Below are 18,553 nucleotides of genomic sequence, written 5' to 3' on the forward strand. Positions count from 1 at the left end.
GAAGCACGCCTGTTAATGAACCATTAAATGCCGTTATGGCGGATTATGGGCCAAGGGTGATAACAGGATACCCATGTTCGCGCCACTCGCTCAGCAGCTGTTGCTGAGCTGCGGTGGGAATATCGCCGCACCAGACCAGCAGCGTTTGTCCTTCAAACAGCTCGGGACGAAGCTGCGGCAACGAATGCGCCAGCACGTCCACTCTCCAGCCTTGTTGCGTCGCGATCCAGGCTTCCAGCCACAGTCGAGTGGTGTCATGCACGTTCCAGCCCACCACCAGCGCGTCTTTGCCGGTTTTCTTGTGCGCAGAGGAGAGACACACTGAAATGTAATTAATCAGCACGCCGTCCAGCATGCTCAGTAAGGCTTGCAGGGTCGGTTGCTGGGACTGAAGTCGACGGCGCAGTGGAATGAAAAGATGAGCAATCAGCGTTTGTGCGGGGTAATCGCGCCCTTGCTCTTTAATCCACAGACGCAGGCGCTGTAAATTGCCCGCTTGCAGAAAACGCAACAACGTCTCCTGATGCTCACGCCACTCGCTTTGCGTTTCGGGATCGTCTTCGCAGAGTAGTGATTTGACCTTGCTGACCTGCACACCGTTATCGATCCAGCTTTTGATCTCGCGGATCCGGTCGATATCGGCATCGTTAAACAGGCGATGCCCGCCATCCGTTCGCTGCGGTTTGAGTAAACCGTAACGTCGCTGCCACGCCCGCAGGGTAACAGGATTGATATCACACAGGAGTGCCACTTCCCCGATCGTGTAAAGCGCCATGTTCGCCCCCTGGCTTACGCGTCCCCAGAATAACTGTAGACGCTGATTCGCGAACCAGGAAGAATTGGCCGTTTTTTAACCAAATAATGCGAAGGATGAATTATCTTCGGCGAAAGGATGTGATGCCAGGCACGAATTACGGCTTTTTTGGAATGCTTCAAAGAAAGTTAGGTCGCATCAGTGTATGTTACGCGTTTTTAGAGAGTGCGGTTTCTGGGTATGTACGAATTTAATCTGGTGTTGCTGCTGCTTCAGCAGATGTGCGTTTTTCTGGTCATTGCGTGGTTGATGAGCAAGACGCGATTGTTCATCCCGCTGATGCAGGTGACGGTACGTCTTCCGCACAAACTGCTCTGCTACGTGACCTTCTCCATTTTCTGCATTTTGGGGACCTATTTTGGTCTCCATATCGAAGACTCTATCGCCAATACTCGCGCCATCGGTGCCGTGATGGGCGGGCTGCTTGGTGGCCCGGTTGTCGGTGGTCTGGTGGGGTTAACCGGCGGATTACATCGTTACTCAATGGGCGGCATGACGGCGCTGAGCTGCATGATCTCGACGATCGTAGAAGGTTTGCTCGGCGGTCTGGTCCACAGTTATATGGTGAAGCGCGGCCGCCCGGATAAAGTCTTTAGCCCGCTCACCGCAGGAGCCATTACCCTTGTGGCTGAACTGGCGCAGATGCTGATCATCTTGTTGATTGCGCGCCCGTTCGAAGATGCCCTGCATCTCGTCAGTAATATTGCCGCGCCCATGATGGTCACGAACACCGTCGGGGCGGCGCTATTTATGCGCATCCTGCTGGACAAGCGCGCCATGTTCGAAAAATACACCTCGGCGTTTTCCGCCACGGCCTTAAAAGTCGCCGCCTCGACCGAGGGGATCCTGCGCCAGGGCTTTAACGAAGAGAACAGCATGAAGGTGGCACAGGTACTGTACCAGGAGCTGGACATTGGTGCGGTGGCAATAACCGATCGCGAACGGCTGCTGGCCTTCACCGGCACAGGCGACGACCATCATCTACCAGGCAAGCCGATTTCATCAACCTACACGCTGCGCGCTATCGAAACTGGCGAAGTGGTGTACGCCGATGGCAACGAAGTTCCCTATCGTTGCTCATTGCATCCCCAGTGTAAGCTCGGTTCGACGCTGGTGATCCCGCTGCGTGGTGAAAATCAGCAGGTGATGGGGACGATTAAATTATACGAAGCAAAAAATCGTCTGTTCAGCTCCATCAACCGTACGCTGGGGGAGGGGATTGCGCAGCTGCTTTCGGCGCAGATTTTGGCCGGACAGTATGAGCGCCAGAAAGCGTTGCTGACCCAGTCAGAGATAAAACTACTGCACGCGCAGGTAAATCCGCACTTCCTGTTCAATGCGCTCAACACGTTAAAAGCGGTGATCCGACGCGACAGCGATCAGGCTGCGCAACTGGTGCAGTTCCTGTCGACCTTTTTCCGTAAAAACCTGAAACGTCCGTCGGAGATTGTCACGCTGGCCGATGAAATTGAGCATGTGAATGCCTATCTGCAAATCGAAAAGGCGCGGTTCCAGTCTCGCTTGCAGGTGTCGTTATCCGTGCCGGATGAACTGGCGTATCAGCATCTTCCGGCGTTTACGCTGCAACCGATCGTCGAAAATGCTATCAAACACGGAACGTCACAACTGCTGGGCATTGGTGAAATCCGCATTACTGCCAGTCGCTTTAATCACCATCTGGTATTGGATATCGAAGATAATGCCGGACTCTATCAGCCCGGCGCTGAGTCCAGCGGATTGGGCATGACGCTGGTGGATAAACGTCTGCGGGCCCACTTTGGCGATGGCTGCGGGATCACCGCGGCGTGCGAGCCGGATAAATTTACCCGTATTACCCTACGATTGCCCCTGGAGGAAAACGCATGCTGAGAGTGCTGATTGTCGACGATGAGCCGTTAGCGCGGGAAAATCTGCGGATCCTGCTACAGGAGCAAACCGACATTGAGATAGTCGGTGAATGTGCCAACGCCATCGAAGCCATTGGTACGGTGCACAAGCTGCGCCCGGACGTGCTATTCCTTGATATCCAGATGCCGCGTATAAGTGGCCTGGAAATGGTGGGAATGCTGGACCCTGAACATCGCCCGTATATCGTCTTTCTCACCGCGTTTGATGAATATGCGGTGAAGGCTTTCGAAGAGCATGCTTTTGATTATCTGTTGAAGCCGATTGAAGAAAAGCGTCTTGAAAAGACGCTCAATCGCCTGCGCCAGGAGCGCACCGTGCAGGACGTCACGCTGCTCCCCGAACACCAGCAGACGCTGAAATTTATCCCTTGTACCGGGCATAGCCGAATTTATCTGTTGCAGATGGACGACGTTGCGTTTGTCAGCAGCCGTATGAGCGGCGTGTATGTGACCAGCGCTGAAGGGAGTGAAGGATTTACCGAGCTGACGTTGCGAACGCTTGAGAGCCGAACACCGTTGATTCGCTGCCATCGACAATATCTGGTGAATATGGCGCACCTTAAAGAGATCCGTCTGGAAGAAAATGGTCAGGCTGAACTGGTGCTGAAGGCCGGTCAAACGGTGCCGGTGAGCCGACGCTACCTCAAAAGCCTGAAGGAGGCGATTGGGTTATAAAACTGGTACACTGCGCCCCATCGCATCACCGAAAGCTGAAGGCACTATGGTAAGTAATGACATTCTTCGTAGCGTGCGCTACATCCTGAAATGCAATAACAACGATCTGGTGCGCATTCTCGCGCTGGCTGACGTTGAGGTTACCTCCGCGGATATCGCAAAGTGGGTGACAAAAGAAGATGAAGAGGGCTTTGTGCGTTGCCCGGACATCATCATGTCCTCATTTTTGAACGGTTTGATTTACGAGAAGCGCGGCAAGGATGAGTCTACGCCAGCACTCTCTCCCGAGCGTCGAATCAACAACAATATTGTACTCAAGAAGCTGCGCATTGCGTTTTCGCTCAAAACAGACGACGTGTTGGCGATTTTGACCGAGCAGCAGTTCCGCGTATCGTTGCCGGAAATTACCGCCATGATGCGCGCGCCGGACCACAAGAATTATCGCGAATGCGGCGATCAGTTTTTGCGCTACTTCCTGCGCGGGCTGACGAATCGAATGCACAAAAAAGCCTAAAAAAAAGCCGGAGATTATCTCCGGCTTTTTTGTTATTTCACCTGTTGGCCAGGTTTTGCACCCTCATCCGGGCTAAGCAGGAAGATATCTTTCCCCCCGGGGCCTGCGGCCATCACCATTCCCTCAGAAATACCGAAGCGCATTTTACGCGGCGCCAGGTTGGCAACCATCACTGTCTGGCGACCAATCAGCACCTGTGGATCCGGGTAAGCTGAGCGAATGCCGGAGAAGACGTTACGTTTCTCACCGCCGAGATCCAGCGTCAGGCGCAGCAGTTTGTCTGAGCCTTCGACGAACTCTGCGTTTTCAATCAGCGCTACGCGCAGATCGACTTTGGCGAAATCGTCAAAGCTGATGGTTTCCTGAATCGGATCGTCAGCCAGCGGACCGGTCACCGGTGCTGCGGCGGCTTTCACTTCTTCTTTAGACGCTTCAACCAGCGCTTCAACCTGTTTCATTTCGATGCGGTTGTATAGCGCTTTAAAGGTGTTCACTTTGTGGCTGAGCAGCGGCTGCTGGATGGCATCCCAGGTCAGTTCGGTATTCAGGAACGCTTCTGTACGTTCTGACAGCGTCGGCAGTACCGGCTTCAGATACGTCATCAGCACGCGGAACAGGTTAATCCCCATTGAGCAGATAGCCTGAAGATCCGCATCGCGGCCTTCCTGTTTCGCCACCACCCACGGAGCCTGCTCATCGACATAACGGTTAGCAAGGTCTGCCAGCGCCATGATCTCACGCACTGCTTTACCAAACTCGCGCGCTTCCCATGCTTCGCCGATGGTTGCAGCAGCGTCGATGAAGGTTTTGTAAAGCTGAGGATCGGCAAGCTCAGCTGCCAATACGCCGTCAAAACGCTTGCCGATAAAGCCTGCATTTCGGGACGCCAGGTTCACTACTTTGTTCACGATGTCGGCGTTAACGCGCTGCACAAAATCTTCCAGGTTCAGGTCGATATCGTCGATACGGGAAGACAGTTTTGCCGTGTAGTAGTAACGCAGACTGTCGGCATCAAAGTGGTTCAGCCAGGTACTGGCTTTAATGAATGTGCCGCGAGATTTGGACATCTTCGCGCCGTTGACGGTGACGTAGCCATGAACGAACAGGTTGGTTGGTTTGCGGAAACCGCTACCTTCGAGCATGGCAGGCCAGAACAAACTGTGGAAATAAACAATGTCTTTGCCGATGAAGTGATACAGCTCGGCGTCAGAGTCTTTCTTCCAGTATTCGTCGAAGCTTAGGGTGTCGCCACGCTTGTCGCACAGGTTCTTGAACGAACCCATATAACCAATTGGCGCATCCAGCCAGACGTAGAAATATTTGCCCGGTGCATCAGGGATCTCAAAGCCAAAGTACGGCGCATCGCGGGAAATATCCCACTGCTGTAAACCGGATTCGAACCACTCCTGCATTTTGTTCGCGACCTGTTCCTGCAACGCGCCGCTGCGAGTCCACGCCTGGAGCATTTCGCTAAAGGACGGCAGATCGAAGAAGAAGTGCTCGGATTCACGCATTTCAGGCGTCGCGCCGGATACCACGGATTTCGGCTCGATAAGCTCGGTTGGGCTGTAGGTCGCGCCGCACACTTCGCAGTTATCACCGTACTGATCCGGAGACTTACATTTCGGGCAGGTGCCTTTCACAAAACGATCCGGCAGGAACATGCCTTTTTCCGGATCGTACAGCTGAGAGATGGTACGGTTTTTAATAAAACCGTTCTCCTTCAGGCGGGTGTAAATCAGCTCAGACAGCTCGCGGTTCTCGTCGCTGTGCGTCGAGTGATAGTTATCGTAGCTAATGTCAAAGCCAGCAAAATCGGTCTGATGCTCCTGACTCATTTCGGTAATCATCTGCTCTGGAGAAATTCCCAGTTGCTGCGCTTTCAGCATAATTGGCGTGCCGTGGGCATCGTCTGCACAGATGAAGTTTACCTGGTGGCCGCGCATTCGCTGGTAACGGACCCAGACATCAGCCTGGATATGCTCCAGCATGTGGCCGAGGTGGATTGAACCGTTTGCGTACGGCAGTGCGCACGTTACCAGAATTTTTTTCGCGACTTGAGTCATAGTGGGCATTACTTCTTATAGCTGTAAAAAGGGCTTTTGATGTTACCCGAAAGGGAATAACTACGCCAAGAAATAAGGGCATCAATCCTTAAATGAATAATTGTGTCCTCTGGGGTAAACTTGGTAGTTACGAATGTTTTTTTCCGAACAACAACAAAGGAGTCGGGATGAGTTCTCAATCCCAGGCCAAATCACCGGAAGCCTTACGAGCAATGGTCGCCGGGACGCTGGCTAATTTTCAGCATCCAACACTGAAGCATAATCTTACGACGCTCAAAGCGCTGCACCACGTCGCGTGGCTGGATGATACTTTGCACGTTGAACTGCAAATGCCGTTTGTCTGGAGCAATGCGTTTGAGACGCTAAAAGAGCAGTGCAGTTCCGATCTGCTACGTATCACTGGCGCCAAGGCGATTGACTGGAAGCTGACGCACAGCATTGCCACGCTCAAGCGCGTGAAAAATCAGCCAGGCGTTAACGGCGTTAAAAATATTATCGCTATTAGCTCCGGCAAAGGTGGGGTTGGGAAATCTTCTACCGCCGTCAATCTGGCGCTGGCGCTGGCCGCCGAAGGGGCGAAGGTCGGCATTCTGGATGCCGATATTTACGGTCCATCCATTCCAAACATGCTGGGTGCGGAAAATCAGCGACCGACGTCGCCGGATGGAACCCACATGGCACCGATTATGGCGTACGGACTGGCAACGAATTCGATCGGTTATCTCGTGACTGACGATAACGCCATGGTCTGGCGCGGTCCGATGGCCAGCAAAGCGTTACTGCAAATGCTGCAAGAAACGATGTGGCCGGATCTGGATTATCTGGTGCTTGATATGCCGCCAGGTACCGGGGATATTCAGCTGACGCTGGCGCAAAATATCCCGGTCACAGGTGCAGTCGTGGTGACAACACCGCAGGATATCGCGCTGATCGACGCCAAAAAAGGCATCGTGATGTTCGAAAAAGTGGAAGTGCCGGTACTCGGCGTTGTCGAGAACATGAGCATGCACATTTGCAGCAACTGTGGGCACCATGAGCCAATTTTCGGTACCGGTGGCGCAGAAAAACTGGCTGCGCAATATCATACGCAGCTGCTCGGTCAGATGCCGTTGCACATCACCTTACGTGAAGATCTGGACAGCGGTAAGCCAACAGTGGTTAGCCGTCCCGAAAGTGAGTTTGCTGAGATGTATCGTCAGCTGGCAGGTCGCGTTGCGGCGCAGATGTACTGGCAGGGCGAAGTCATTCCGAGTGAAATTGCCTTCCGCGCGGTGTAATCGCGCAACTGACAGGCTGTTCGTCAGAGCAGCCTGTCATGCATCAGCAACGAATGAAAGTGCTTCACCGTGTTAAGTGATGGATTAGCGGTGATAGAAAATATCCCCGTTATAGGCTTTATGGATTTTGCCGTCTGCATCACCAATCAGGACATAGTTCTCGCCCATGTAGGTCCAGTGCGTACCGGCATCTGGTGCGGGGAGGTTACGCAATTGATACTGCTTAATGGTGTATTCAGGCGTTTGATATTGCGCCGGGGCGGTGTCGCCAATTTTGAATTTAGTGAAATCGGCAATGAACTCTTGTTCTTCATAGGCCTGGATACCAGAGGGCGCGACAGCCGTTTGCGGGGCAGAGTAAGCAGCACCCGCCATTGACATCAACACACCCAGAAGCAGCAATTTACACTTAGCCATTTTTTCTCCAGTTAAACCATTTTACTGATACTTTAAACCCTCGGCCTACCTGCGGCCAGCAGCCTATTCTATGTATCGGCGTTGAGCTTGTTCGAAAAAAAATGTAACAAATCTGAACGGGCTCTTGCAATGCTTAATCATACACTGCGTAAATCAATTGCACTCGAATCAATTATTTAAATTATGTTTTTGCTAACAAATTCTGAAAAACGTATTTTGGGTACAAAAATGTACTTATAACTATATGCGTTTAATGCTCTCAGCCTTTAATATTGGCTCCAGGTGATTGTTTTTCACCCTCCTTAACTGACTACTATTTCGACTATCAGTGCTTTTTAAAGCATTATTTATTTTCCGATTATGGCGGATTTGTCATATTCATATGAAAAATAGATATTTATATGCGTGCTGGTATGTTGGTGCAATCTGATGCCGCGAGTATTATTAAGACCTGTTAATATAAATGAAAAATAAAGTAGCGTTCCCTTTTTTAGCATTAGTTATAATTCCGTTGACAGGTTGTGTCTTTTCTCCTGGGCAGCATCTTAGCGTGTCGGGTAAAAATGTTATTGAAGATACAGATACCCACTATCAACTTGATAAAAGGGTTGATGTTTATCCCGTCACGCCTTCACTAATAGAAAAATTACGCCCTGACTCCCTGAAATCTCAGCCAAATCCTACTCTGGATGAGCAATTAAAGAACTGGGAATACCGCATTGGTACGGGGGATATTTTGACTATTACCGTCTGGGATCATCCAGAGCTCACGACACCTGCTGGGCAGTATCGTAGCGCAAGCGATACGGGTAACTGGGTCAATTCGGATGGAACCATCTTCTATCCCTATATTGGCAAGCTCCGCGTGGCGGGTAAAACGGCCTCTCAGGTGCGCGAAGAGGTCGCCAAACGCCTGGACAGTGTCATTGAAAGCCCACAGGTTGATGTGAGCGTGGCGGCTTTTCGATCGCAAAAAGCCTATGTGACGGGCGAAGTTCAAAAATCAGGGCAGCAGGCTATCACCAATATTCCGCTTACCGTCATGGACGCCGTCAATGCGGCAGGGGGCCTGTCGACGGATGCGGACTGGCGAAATGTCGTGTTAACGCATAAGGGGCAGGATACGCGCGTCTCGCTCTATGCGTTGATGCAGCATGGCGACCTGACGCAGAACAAATTGCTCTATCCCGGGGATATTTTATTTGTCCCACGCAACGACGCATTAAAAGTATTTGTGATGGGCGAAGTCGAAAAACAGAGCACACTCAAAATGGATCGCAGCGGAATGACGCTCGCTGAGGCGTTGGGGAATGCAGGTGGTTTGAACCAAAACATGGCTGATGCCACGGGCATTTTTGTGATTCGCTCAGCGTCAAAAACCCCTCAGGCAGGGAAAATCGCCAGCATTTATCAGCTTGATGCCAAAGATGCTTCAGCGCTGGTTTTGGGAACCGAATTCCAGCTTGAACCTTACGATATTGTCTATGTCACCACGGCGCCAATATCGCGCTGGAATCGTGTTATTTCTCAACTAGTTCCAACGATCAGCGGTGTGCATGACCTGACCGAAACGGCACGTTTCATTAAGTCGTGGCCAGAATAATGTTTAAGTCAATTTTAGTGGTATGCACCGGAAACATCTGTCGCTCGCCAACGGGGGAGCGCCTGCTTCGTCAGCATATGCCCGGAATCATCGTTGATTCAGCCGGCATTTGTGGGCTGGTAGGGCGCCCTGCAGATGCGCGTGCACAGGAAATCGCGGCGCTTCACGGGGTATCGCTGGAAGGTCATCAGGCCCGTAAGCTAAACGTTCAAATGATGCGCGAATACGATCTGATTCTGGCGATGGAGCCCGGGCATCTTAACCATATCTCAACCATTGCACCGGAAATCAGAGGCAAGGCGCTCCTGTTTGGACAATGGATGCAAATGCGCGAAATACCCGATCCTTACTGTAAGAGTCATGAAGCGTATGAGTACGTCTTTGGACTGCTTGGCAGAGCGAGCCAGAAATGGGCTCTAAAATTGCGTCAATAAAGGGATAGCGCGCTAATGTCGTCAACTACTTCAAATGCTTATGATGTTCCAGCCTCGGAAACTCATGAGATAGATTTGGTTCGCCTGTTGGGTGAACTGATCGACCATCGTCTTCTTATTATTTGTATCACCTTACTGTTTACGGTCTGCGCAGGGGGATATGCCCTTCTCGCGACGCCGATATATAAAGCCGATGCTTTGGTGCAGGTAGAGGGTAAGCAGGATAATGGCTTGCTGAAAAGCCTCAGCCAGTTGAGCCCGGATAGTTCACCCGATGCGACCCCGGAAATCATGTTGCTCAAATCGCGGATGATTATCGGAAAAACCGTGCAAGACCTGCATCTGAATGACATCGTCAAGGTGCGTTATTTCCCTGTTGTGGGTCGCGCGTGGGCAAGACTTATCCGGCAAAAACCGGCTACGTTGAACATCGTCCATCTGGATATCCCGACGGTTGATAACGAGCGTGGCTCGTTGCTACTGACCGTTCTTGAAAAGGGGCGTTATCGGGTAGAAGGCGATGATTTTCAGGGTGAAGGAAAAGTCGGTACCTCTTTTGAGAAAGGTGGCGTATCCCTTTTGGTCGAAACGATGACGGCCGCGCCCGGCACGCAGTTCACGCTCAGTGAGAAGACTATTCTGGAAAGCATCAACGCACTCAGCCAGAGACTCGTGGTGGCTGAAGCCAGCAAGCAGAGCGGCATCCTTAATTTGTCACTGACCGGTGCTGATCGCGCGCAGATCGCCCAAATATTAAACAGTATTGCGGATAACTATCTGCAACAAAACATCGCCCGTCAGGAGGCTCAGGATGCCAGAAGCCTTGAGTTCTTACAGCGGCAACTGCCGCAGGTTCGAAACGATCTCGATATCGCTGAAGAACGACTGAACGTCTACCGTAAGCAGCGTGATTCGGTCGATTTAACGCTTGAAGCAAAATCGGTGCTGGAGCAGATCGTTAACGTCGATAATCAACTCAACGAACTGACTTTCCGCGAGGCGGAGATTTCTCAGCTCTTCAAAAAAGATCACCCAACTTACCGGGCGCTCATTGAGAAACGACAAACGCTGGAAAATGGAAAGAAGCGCTTAAATCAGCGCGTGACCGCTATGCCATCGACGCAGCAGGAGATTTTGCGCCTCAGCAGAGATGTTGATTCCGGGCGAGCGATTTATCTACAATTACTGACTCGCCAGCAAGAGCTCAGCATTTCACGCTCCAGCGCGATTGGGAATGTGCGCATTATTGATCCCGCCGTGGCTCAACCGGATCCGATCAAACCGAATAAAGCACTGATCGTGGTTTTAGGGCTGGTGTTCGGGTTGGTATTCTCATCGGGAATCGTCTTGCTTCGTATGGCCTTGAAGCGTGGCATCGACAATCCGGAACATCTTGAAGCCCTGGGCATTCCGTTATTTGCAACGTTGCCGCGTTCGGTATGGCTATGGAAAGCAACGCGCTTACGCGGCAGATATTCTTTTGGCTCCCGTATCAAACATAAAACCTCCAGCGTGCCTTTCCTGCCGGTAGACAGACCTGTCGATCAATTTGTAGAGGCGATTCGCGGCCTGCGGACTAGCCTGCATTTTACGATGATGGAGGCAGATAATCAGATATTGATGCTTACCGGTCCTACGCAGGATTGCGGTAAAACGCTGGTCAGCACCTCTTTGGCGGCGGTTGTTGCCAAGGCGGGTCACAAGGTGCTTTTCATCGATGCAGATATGCGAAAAGGGTATGTTCACCACATCTTTGGCCTAAATAATCAGTGCGGCTTGTCCGGGATATTGCAGGGGCAGGCGGAGTATAAAACGGCGATTCAGCATTATGCCGCAGGGGGGATAGACGTTCTAACCTGTGGTCAGGTTCCCGTTAATCCTTCGGAACTATTGATGGGCGAATCATTCCAGCAATTTTTACTGTGGGCGAAAGATCACTACGCCATGGTTATTGTCGACACGCCACCTATTCTCGCCGTCACCGATGCCGCACTGGTGGGGCGTAGGGTCGGAACCACCTTGCTGGTTGCTCGCTTTGGCATAACCAGCATCAAAGAGATTCGGCTGAGCCAAAAACGTCTTCAGCATGTGGGGGTGAAGGTTGATGGCGTCATTCTCAATGACGTCGTGAAATCGGCCGCACTGTATTACACCTCGGGCTACAGTCACTATGATTACGGCTACGTGACAGAAACGCAGAAAGATAAGCGATAATCCCCCTCGCAATCCCCTCCAAAACCCGCTTGCATAAAGCGGGTAATTTCGCCAGCCGACACTTCTTTACAGCGTAATAATTGCCAATTGCTTATCGCTCCTTAAGATAAGCCTCATCAAGGGAAGGGGCCAAAGGAGAAACAATGATCGGTAAATTTCGTCGCGGGTTGCGTGAGCTCTTCATACTGGCTTTGCTGGTGGGGCTGGTTGTCTGGGGCATGGATCAGTTTCGCAAACCGACACTACCGGCTGAGTTTACTGACACAGCGCTGCAAACCATCGCGGGTGACCGCATTGATCTTGCCGTATTAAGCCAGCAAAGACCGCTTCTGATATACGTCTGGGCCACCTGGTGTGGGATTTGTCGATACACCACACCTGCCGTGGAGAAGTTAGCGAAAGAGGGCGGTAACGTGGTCAGCGTCGCGTTACGTTCGGGTGATGATGAGAAGCTTGCCCGGTGGATGCATAAAAAACAGCTAACGATGCCGGTGGTTAACGATAACAGTGGCGCGATTTCCCAGCGGTGGCAGGTCAGTGTGACGCCTACATTAGTTGTGGTGTCAAAAGGGGAGGTGCTTAGCACGACTACGGGATGGACGAGTTATTGGGGTATAAAATGGCGGATGTGGTGGGCTGGGGTCTGGCGCTAATATTTCGCCCTCCCCGTTAAGAGAGGGCGAAATACACGTTTATTTTGCCAGGATTTCTTGTGCTGTGCGTTCAACCAGAGACAGCAGGATTTTTATATCCTCCAGCGTCACGGTCGGGTTAAGCAGGGTCAGCTTCAGGCAGGTGACACCGTTGTGCTCAGTGACGCCCACGTTAGCGCGGCCTGAGTCGAGCAATGCATCACCAATTCTCTGGTTCAACAATGCAACGGCGGCATCGTTTAGCGTCTGCTGCCCACGGAAGCGGAACAGCACGCTCGCCAGCTGCGGCTGCATAACCAGTTCAAGCGCCTCTTGATCCTGCACATAGGCCGCAACCTGCTGCGCCAGCGTGACGCCATGATCGATGATCGCGGCATACTGCTCCTGACCCAGCGCTTCCAGACTCATCCACAGCTTCAGCGCGTCAAAGCGACGTGTGGTCTGCAGTGATTTAGACACCAGATTCGGTACGCCTTGCTCTTCGTCGAACTCAGAGTTCAGGTACGCCGCCTGATAACGCATCAGCTCGTAGTGACGCGCTTCCTTCAGCAGGAATGCACCGCAGCTGATGGTCTGGAAGAACTGCTTGTGGAAGTCCAGGGTGATGGAATCCACCAGTTCGATGCCGTACAGGTAATCGCGATACTTTTCGGACATCAGCAGCGCGCCGCCCCAGGCCGCATCAACGTGAACCCAGATATTCTGCTTCGCCGCCAGTTCAGCGATCGCGCGCAGGGGATCGATAGCGCCAGCGTCGGTCGTACCCGCTGTGGCCACAATCGCCAGAATCTGTTCGCCGTTAGCATGGCACTGCGCAATTTTCGCTGCCAGATCGGTCAGATCCATGCGCGAGAATTCGTCAGTTTTAACCTGAACCACGGACTGATAACCCAGGCCCATCAGCGCCATGTTTTTCTGCACGGAGAAGTGCGCGTTTTCGGAGCACAGCACGCGGATCTTACGCAGATCGCCCACCAGACCATCCTGCTGGACGGAGTGGCCCTGACGCGCAAAGAACGCGTCACGTGCCAGCATCAGCCCCATCAGGTTGCTCTGGGTTCCACCGCTGGTGAACACGCCGGCGTCGCCAGCCTGATAACCCACGCGGGTACGCAGCCATTCAATCAGTTTGATTTCGATGATGGTTGCAGACGGGCTCTGGTCCCAGGAATCCATACTCTGATTGGTCGCGTTAATCAGCACTTCCGCTGCCTGGCTTACCACCAGGCTTGGGCAGTGCAGGTGCGCCACACATTGAGGATGGTGTACGGACAGACTGTCTTTCAGGAAATACTCAACGGCACGCGCAATCGCGGCCTCGTTGCCGAGGCCTTTCTGACCGAAGCTCAGGGAGATATTCTCGCGCAGTTCCGCGACCGTTTTCCCCTGATACATTTCGGACTGCTGCAGCCACTGCATAACGGCCTGGCTGCTCTGCTCGATTGCCTGCTTGTACGCTTCGATGCTTTGCGCCGAAGACGACAGAATTGGGTTTGAATCAGACATCTTTGTCAACAACTCCGGTTATACCGGGCGAACGCCCGCGGCAAGCAACGCTTGCTCAAATTTATCCAGGAATACTTTCAGCTCTTGCTCGTTAATGAGCAAGGACGGCAGCAGGCGCAACACAACACCATCACGACCACCGCGCTCCAGGATTAAACCTGCTTCGAAGCATTTCTTCTGGATCAGCGCAGACAAGTCGCCATCGCCCGGGAAGCAGCCCATATGGTCAGCGGCTTCGTTCGGTTTAACGATCTCGATACCGATCATCAGGCCCAGACCACGTACGTGGCCGATCACCGGATAACGTTTCTGCAGTTCGGTTAACTGATCTTTCAGCCATTCGCCCTGAGCGGCCACTTTGTCAGCGATGTTCTGATCTTTCAGGATTTTCAGCGTGGTCAGGCCGGTAGCCATCGCCAGCTGGTTGCCACGGAAAGTACCGGTATGGTGGCCTGGAGCCCATGCATCGAACTGCTTTTTGATGCCAAGAACGGCCAACGGCAGACCGCCGCCAACGGCTTTGGACATCACAATGATGTCTGGCTCAATACCCGCGTGTTCAAACGCGAAGAACTTACCGGTACGTGCAAAGCCTGCCTGAACCTCATCGAGGATCAGCAGAATGCCGTGTTCCTGAGTCACTTTGCGGATGCGTTGCAGCCACTCGGCAGGGGCCGGGTTAACGCCGCCTTCACCCTGAACGGCTTCCAGAATCACCGCCGCAGGTTTACGTACGCCGCTTTCCACGTCGTTAATCAGGTTGTCAAAATAATAGGTCAGCGCTTTCACGCCCGCGTCACCGCCGATACCCAGTGGGCAACGGTACTGGTGCGGATACGGCATGAACTGCACTTCCGGCATCATGTTATCGACCGCTTCTTTCGGCGACAGGTTGCCCGTAACGGACAATGCACCGTGGGTCATGCCGTGATAGCCGCCGGAGAAGCTAATAATGCTGCTACGACCGGTCACTTTTTTTGCAAGCTTCAGCGCAGCTTCAACGGCGTCAGCGCCGGATGGGCCGGTAAACTGCAGGCAATATTCTTTGCCCTGACCTGGTAGCAGGGAGAGCAGGTATTCAGAAAACTCGTCTTTCAACGGAGTCGTCAGATCCAGTGTATGTAACGGCAAGCCGCTGGTAATGACATTTTGGATGCTTTTCAGCACATCAGGATGGTTATGGCCAAGCGCGAGGGTGCCAGCGCCTGCAAGACAGTCAAGGTATTCTTTATTATCTGCATCGGTTATCCACACGCCGTCTGCTTTAGTAATCGCTAAAGGCAGTTTGCGAGGATAACTCCTGACGTTCGATTCAAACTCGGCCTGACGGGCCAGATAGGTTTCGTTGCTTTTATGGGCATCTGCGGTGTCAATACGGACTTTATCCGTCATCATATCACTCCCACAACCGGGGCTGCCTTTAGCGCCTCGATTGAATAAATAGTTAAAAGAAAGATGGGTCATGGAAAAATCGGGGCCAATATAGAGCCTTTTGGCACGTGGCTCAATGGTTAATTTGTTTACTGTTTTGTTACAATAAAAATGCGTTGAGTGAAGGGGGGTTAGCCATTGTTTTTGATGTGGTTTTATTAAGGCATGACGGGCGTAAACCTATGTAAAATTATTACGCCAGATAATATTAAGCCCTATGAAGAATAGGGCTGACGATACAATTATTTTTGTACAACCTGCAGCAGGCCGTGATCTCGCCCTTTGGTTTTATTCCAGGAGGCATCCGTAATACCGTTTTCATCAAGCGTAACAGAGAGGATGTAGCCTGCGCCTCTAAGCTCATAGGCATTGGCATTAAAACGTTTAACCGTCGCTTTTTTGCCATTGATTGTCGCGGTAAAGAAGCCGTTGCTCACCGTGGCGTTGATTCCATTCGCAGAGAATGACGCCTCGCGCAAAGGGTCAGCAACATGTGCCGCCTGCGCATGTTGGTCAACATGTTGGTGATGATGTTTAGCATCGTATTGTTTTGCGTATTCATCGGAGCGCTGATAGGCGTTCTGAAGTGCAGCAGCACGACTCACATTTTGGTTATCGTGTTCGACCTTATAACAGGTATCAAGACTCACGCCGGTATTGGTACAGTTAGCGATACGCTGTGATTCCGTTGTGCATCCCGAAAGCGCAATAACAGACGTGGCGGTGATGAATACCATTAATATTTTTTTCATTAACTTACCCTAATTCTATGTGCTTAAACTGACGTTACTCGTCCTGGCAGTTACCCGCCAGACTGATGACCGTATTTTTATATATGACACCAATAAAAACGCCTGTAGCGACAAGTGCAATAGAGACTATTGCCGAAGCGATAATTGTTTTTAACATTGGCTACCATCATTATGATTATAGACAAAGACGTGAGTGATAATTAATGTTCAATTACTCGCCTCTGTACTTTATTACATTCAGCGCGTATCTGTAATAGCTACGCCGGGCTACTATCCCGTAAGGTGAGGCTGATAATCTTGATGTAGATCAGGTTTGACACGAATCGGTAATAAGCCAGGATTAATCCCATCTGCAACATAACGTGTTGTATCTCAATGTCTTACTAAGTGAGTGGGTTTATTTTGAAGAATATATAGTAGGATGGGCGAAATTAATCTTTATATAATCAATGTGTTTTAATGTAGACATTATTTGAAGCCTTTTACGTTAGGTTGAGCGAGGTGATTAATAAACGGTAGCTTGAGGTACTTGCTTTCGTTGCTGGCATCTTCTACGCTAGCTGAAATATTTTGTTTTACACAATGACTCGGGGTGCCCTTCTACGTGAAGGCTGAGAAATACCCGTACCACCTGATCTGGATAATGCCAGCGTAGGGAAGTCAGATGCCTTCCCGGTTATCGCTTCTTCACGCAAGGCAGGAGCGAAACCATGCAGCCTGACCTGCTCGATTTACATGCCTTACATCACTTCCGCACTCGTTCTCCGCTGACCCACTGCATGACTAATGATGTGGTGCAGGCCTTTACAGCCAACGTTTTGCTGGCGCTAGGGGCATCTCCTGCGATGGTCATAGAAGCCGAAGAAGCTGAACAGTTTGCGACATTAGCCGATGCGCTGCTGATTAACGTCGGCACGCTGACTTCTCCTCGTGCGCAATCCATGCGCCGCGCAATCGAAAGTGCGGTGGCCGCTGGTAAGCCCTGGACGCTCGATCCGGTGGCAGTGGGCGCGCTTGCATTTCGATCTCGTTTTTGCCAGCAAATCCTGACGCTTAAACCCACAGCCATTCGCGGTAATGCCTCTGAGATCATGGCGCTTGCAGGAATGAGCGCCGGTGGGCGTGGCGTCGACACGACCGATTCCGCGGCCAGTGCGCTACCCGCAGCGCAGGCGCTGGCACGCCAGACTAACGCCATCATCGTCGTGACGGGCGAAGTGGATTACATCACCGACGGGCAACGCACGCGAACCGTTGCCGGAGGCGATATCCTGATGACGCGGGTCGTGGGAACCGGCTGTGCGCTCTCCGCTGTCGTAGCCGCTGCCTGTTCACTCCCGGGCGATCGACTGGATAACATTGCCGCTGCATGCGGTTTTATGAAGCGAGCGGGCGAGCGTGCTGCGGCGCAAAGCCATGGTCCGGGCAGCTTTGCTTCAGCCTTTATCGACGCGTTATGGAATCTGGAGGCGCAGTCATGAAACGCATTAATGCCTTGACCATCGCTGGTACCGATCCAAGCGGCGGCGCGGGGATTCAAGCGGATCTTAAAACCTTCTCGGCGCTGGGGGCGTATGGCTGTTCGGTGATTACCGCGCTGGTGGCGCAAAACACGCGTGGTGTGCAATCGGTCTATCGCATTGAACCTGATTTTGTGGCGGCACAGCTGGACTCTGTTTTTAGCGATGTGCGCATTGATACCACCAAAATCGGGATGCTGGCAGAAACGGATATCGTTGAAGCGGTGGCAGAGCGTCTTAAACGCTACCGCGTGCAAAACGTGGTTCTGGATACGGTTATGCTGGCCAAAAGTGGCGATCCGCTGCTTTCGCACTCGGCGGTGCAGTCGCTGCGGAAAAAGTTACTACCGCACGTCGCGCTGATCACCCCCAATCTCCCTGAAGCCGCCGCATTGCTTGATACGCCTCCTGCACGTAATGAAGCGGAGATGATAGAGCAGGGCAATGCGCTGCTGGCGCTAGGCTGTGAAGCGGTGCTGATGAAGGGAGGACATCTGGATGATGCAGAAAGTCCGGACTGGCTCTTTACCCGCGAAGGCGCGCAGCGTTTTACAGCTGCGCGTGTAGTAACCAAAAATACCCACGGCACCGGTTGTACGCTCTCCGCTGCCCTGGCAGCCTTGCGCCCGCGCCATGAAAACTGGGCCGATACGGTGCAGGAAGCAAAAGGCTGGCTCTCTGCTGCGCTGGCGAAAGCCGATAGTCTGGAGGTGGGTCACGGTATTGGCCCGGTACACCATTTTCATGCGTGGTGGTAAGGCGCTCAGGTA

Annotated in this window: 16 protein-coding genes and 1 riboswitch; of the genes, 10 read left to right on the forward strand and 6 right to left on the reverse strand. The window is 52.2% G+C overall.

What is annotated here, in order from left to right; genetic code table 11:
• Positions 1–43: 43 nt before the first annotated feature.
• The gene (gene mlrA / locus AC6EMZ_RS07805; protein ID WP_498401909.1) at positions 44–775 is read right to left on the reverse strand and encodes an HTH-type transcriptional regulator MlrA; all 732 of its coding nucleotides are present in this window, start codon (positions 773–775) and stop codon (positions 44–46) included.
• Between the two features lie 219 nt (positions 776–994).
• Between mlrA and AC6EMZ_RS07810 the strand changes: the two genes are divergently transcribed.
• Genes AC6EMZ_RS07810 through AC6EMZ_RS07820 form a run of 3 tightly spaced genes read left to right on the forward strand, consistent with a single transcriptional unit; the run spans position 995 to position 3,910 of the window.
• Positions 995–2,683 carry a LytS/YhcK type 5TM receptor domain-containing protein gene (locus AC6EMZ_RS07810; RefSeq protein ID WP_498401910.1) on the forward strand — a complete coding sequence of 563 codons (1,689 nt, stop codon included), beginning with the start codon at positions 995–997 and terminating at the stop codon, positions 2,681–2,683.
• Complete coding sequence (gene btsR, locus AC6EMZ_RS07815) at positions 2,677–3,396, forward strand: two-component system response regulator BtsR (protein ID WP_498401911.1); 720 nt, start codon at positions 2,677–2,679, stop codon at positions 3,394–3,396. The genes AC6EMZ_RS07810 and btsR overlap by 7 nt, the downstream gene beginning before the upstream one ends.
• A gap of 46 nt (positions 3,397–3,442) precedes the next feature.
• Positions 3,443–3,910, forward strand: coding sequence for a YehS family protein (locus tag AC6EMZ_RS07820; protein WP_498402299.1), 468 nt, complete (start codon positions 3,443–3,445; stop codon positions 3,908–3,910).
• 32 nt (positions 3,911–3,942) lie between these two features.
• Here the strand turns inward: AC6EMZ_RS07820 and metG are convergent, their stop codons facing one another.
• Positions 3,943–5,976: a methionine--tRNA ligase gene (gene metG / locus AC6EMZ_RS07825; RefSeq protein WP_498401912.1), complete on the reverse strand. Its 2,034-nt coding sequence runs from the start codon at positions 5,974–5,976 to the stop codon at positions 3,943–3,945.
• Between the two features lie 167 nt (positions 5,977–6,143).
• Here metG and apbC point away from each other — a divergent pair, with 167 nt between their 5' ends.
• The gene (gene apbC / locus AC6EMZ_RS07830; RefSeq protein WP_498401913.1) at positions 6,144–7,253 is read left to right on the forward strand and encodes an iron-sulfur cluster carrier protein ApbC; all 1,110 of its coding nucleotides are present in this window, start codon (positions 6,144–6,146) and stop codon (positions 7,251–7,253) included.
• 84 nt (positions 7,254–7,337) lie between these two features.
• Here apbC and AC6EMZ_RS07835 read toward each other — a convergent pair whose 3' ends face one another.
• Positions 7,338–7,670: an RcnB family protein gene (locus AC6EMZ_RS07835; protein ID WP_498401914.1), complete on the reverse strand. Its 333-nt coding sequence runs from the start codon at positions 7,668–7,670 to the stop codon at positions 7,338–7,340.
• A 463-nt stretch (positions 7,671–8,133) separates the two neighbouring features.
• Between AC6EMZ_RS07835 and AC6EMZ_RS07840 the strand changes: the two genes are divergently transcribed.
• The 4 genes from AC6EMZ_RS07840 (at position 8,134) to AC6EMZ_RS07855 (ending at position 12,574) form a co-directional block, all read left to right on the forward strand.
• Positions 8,134–9,273, forward strand: a complete 1,140-nt coding sequence (locus tag AC6EMZ_RS07840; protein ID WP_498401915.1) for a polysaccharide export protein — start codon at positions 8,134–8,136, stop codon at positions 9,271–9,273.
• Positions 9,273–9,707, forward strand: a complete 435-nt coding sequence (locus AC6EMZ_RS07845) for an arsenate reductase/protein-tyrosine-phosphatase family protein (protein ID WP_498401916.1) — start codon at positions 9,273–9,275, stop codon at positions 9,705–9,707. Before AC6EMZ_RS07840 ends, AC6EMZ_RS07845 begins: the two co-directional genes overlap by 1 nt.
• Positions 9,708–9,722: 15 nt before the next feature.
• Complete coding sequence (locus AC6EMZ_RS07850; protein ID WP_498401917.1) at positions 9,723–11,921, forward strand: polysaccharide biosynthesis tyrosine autokinase; 2,199 nt, start codon at positions 9,723–9,725, stop codon at positions 11,919–11,921.
• Between the two features lie 143 nt (positions 11,922–12,064).
• The gene (locus AC6EMZ_RS07855) at positions 12,065–12,574 is read left to right on the forward strand and encodes a protein disulfide oxidoreductase (RefSeq protein WP_498401918.1); all 510 of its coding nucleotides are present in this window, start codon (positions 12,065–12,067) and stop codon (positions 12,572–12,574) included.
• A gap of 39 nt (positions 12,575–12,613) precedes the next feature.
• Here the strand turns inward: AC6EMZ_RS07855 and AC6EMZ_RS07860 are convergent, their stop codons facing one another.
• The 3 genes from AC6EMZ_RS07860 to AC6EMZ_RS07870 form a co-directional block, all read right to left on the reverse strand.
• Entirely contained in the window at positions 12,614–14,080 is a 1,467-nt protein-coding gene (locus AC6EMZ_RS07860; RefSeq protein WP_498401919.1) for a pyridoxal phosphate-dependent decarboxylase family protein, read from the reverse strand.
• An 18-nt stretch (positions 14,081–14,098) separates the two neighbouring features.
• On the reverse strand, positions 14,099–15,475 hold the full coding sequence (locus tag AC6EMZ_RS07865; RefSeq protein ID WP_498401920.1) for a diaminobutyrate--2-oxoglutarate transaminase: 1,377 nt from the start codon (positions 15,473–15,475) through the stop codon (positions 14,099–14,101).
• 278 nt (positions 15,476–15,753) lie between these two features.
• Complete coding sequence (locus AC6EMZ_RS07870; protein WP_498401921.1) at positions 15,754–16,263, reverse strand: hypothetical protein; 510 nt, start codon at positions 16,261–16,263, stop codon at positions 15,754–15,756.
• 578 nt (positions 16,264–16,841) lie between these two features.
• Positions 16,842–16,938: riboswitch (TPP riboswitch) on the forward strand.
• Between the two features lie 35 nt (positions 16,939–16,973).
• Between AC6EMZ_RS07870 and thiM the strand changes: the two genes are divergently transcribed.
• Positions 16,974–17,744 (forward strand): hydroxyethylthiazole kinase, encoded by a 771-nt coding sequence (thiM, locus tag AC6EMZ_RS07875; protein WP_498401922.1) that lies wholly within the window; start codon positions 16,974–16,976, stop codon positions 17,742–17,744.
• Entirely contained in the window at positions 17,741–18,541 is an 801-nt protein-coding gene (gene thiD / locus AC6EMZ_RS07880; RefSeq protein WP_498401923.1) for a bifunctional hydroxymethylpyrimidine kinase/phosphomethylpyrimidine kinase, read from the forward strand. Before thiM ends, thiD begins: the two co-directional genes overlap by 4 nt.
• Positions 18,542–18,553: the final 12 nt, after the last annotated feature.

This window comes from Enterobacter sp. SCRI0065, from assembly GCF_059766475.1.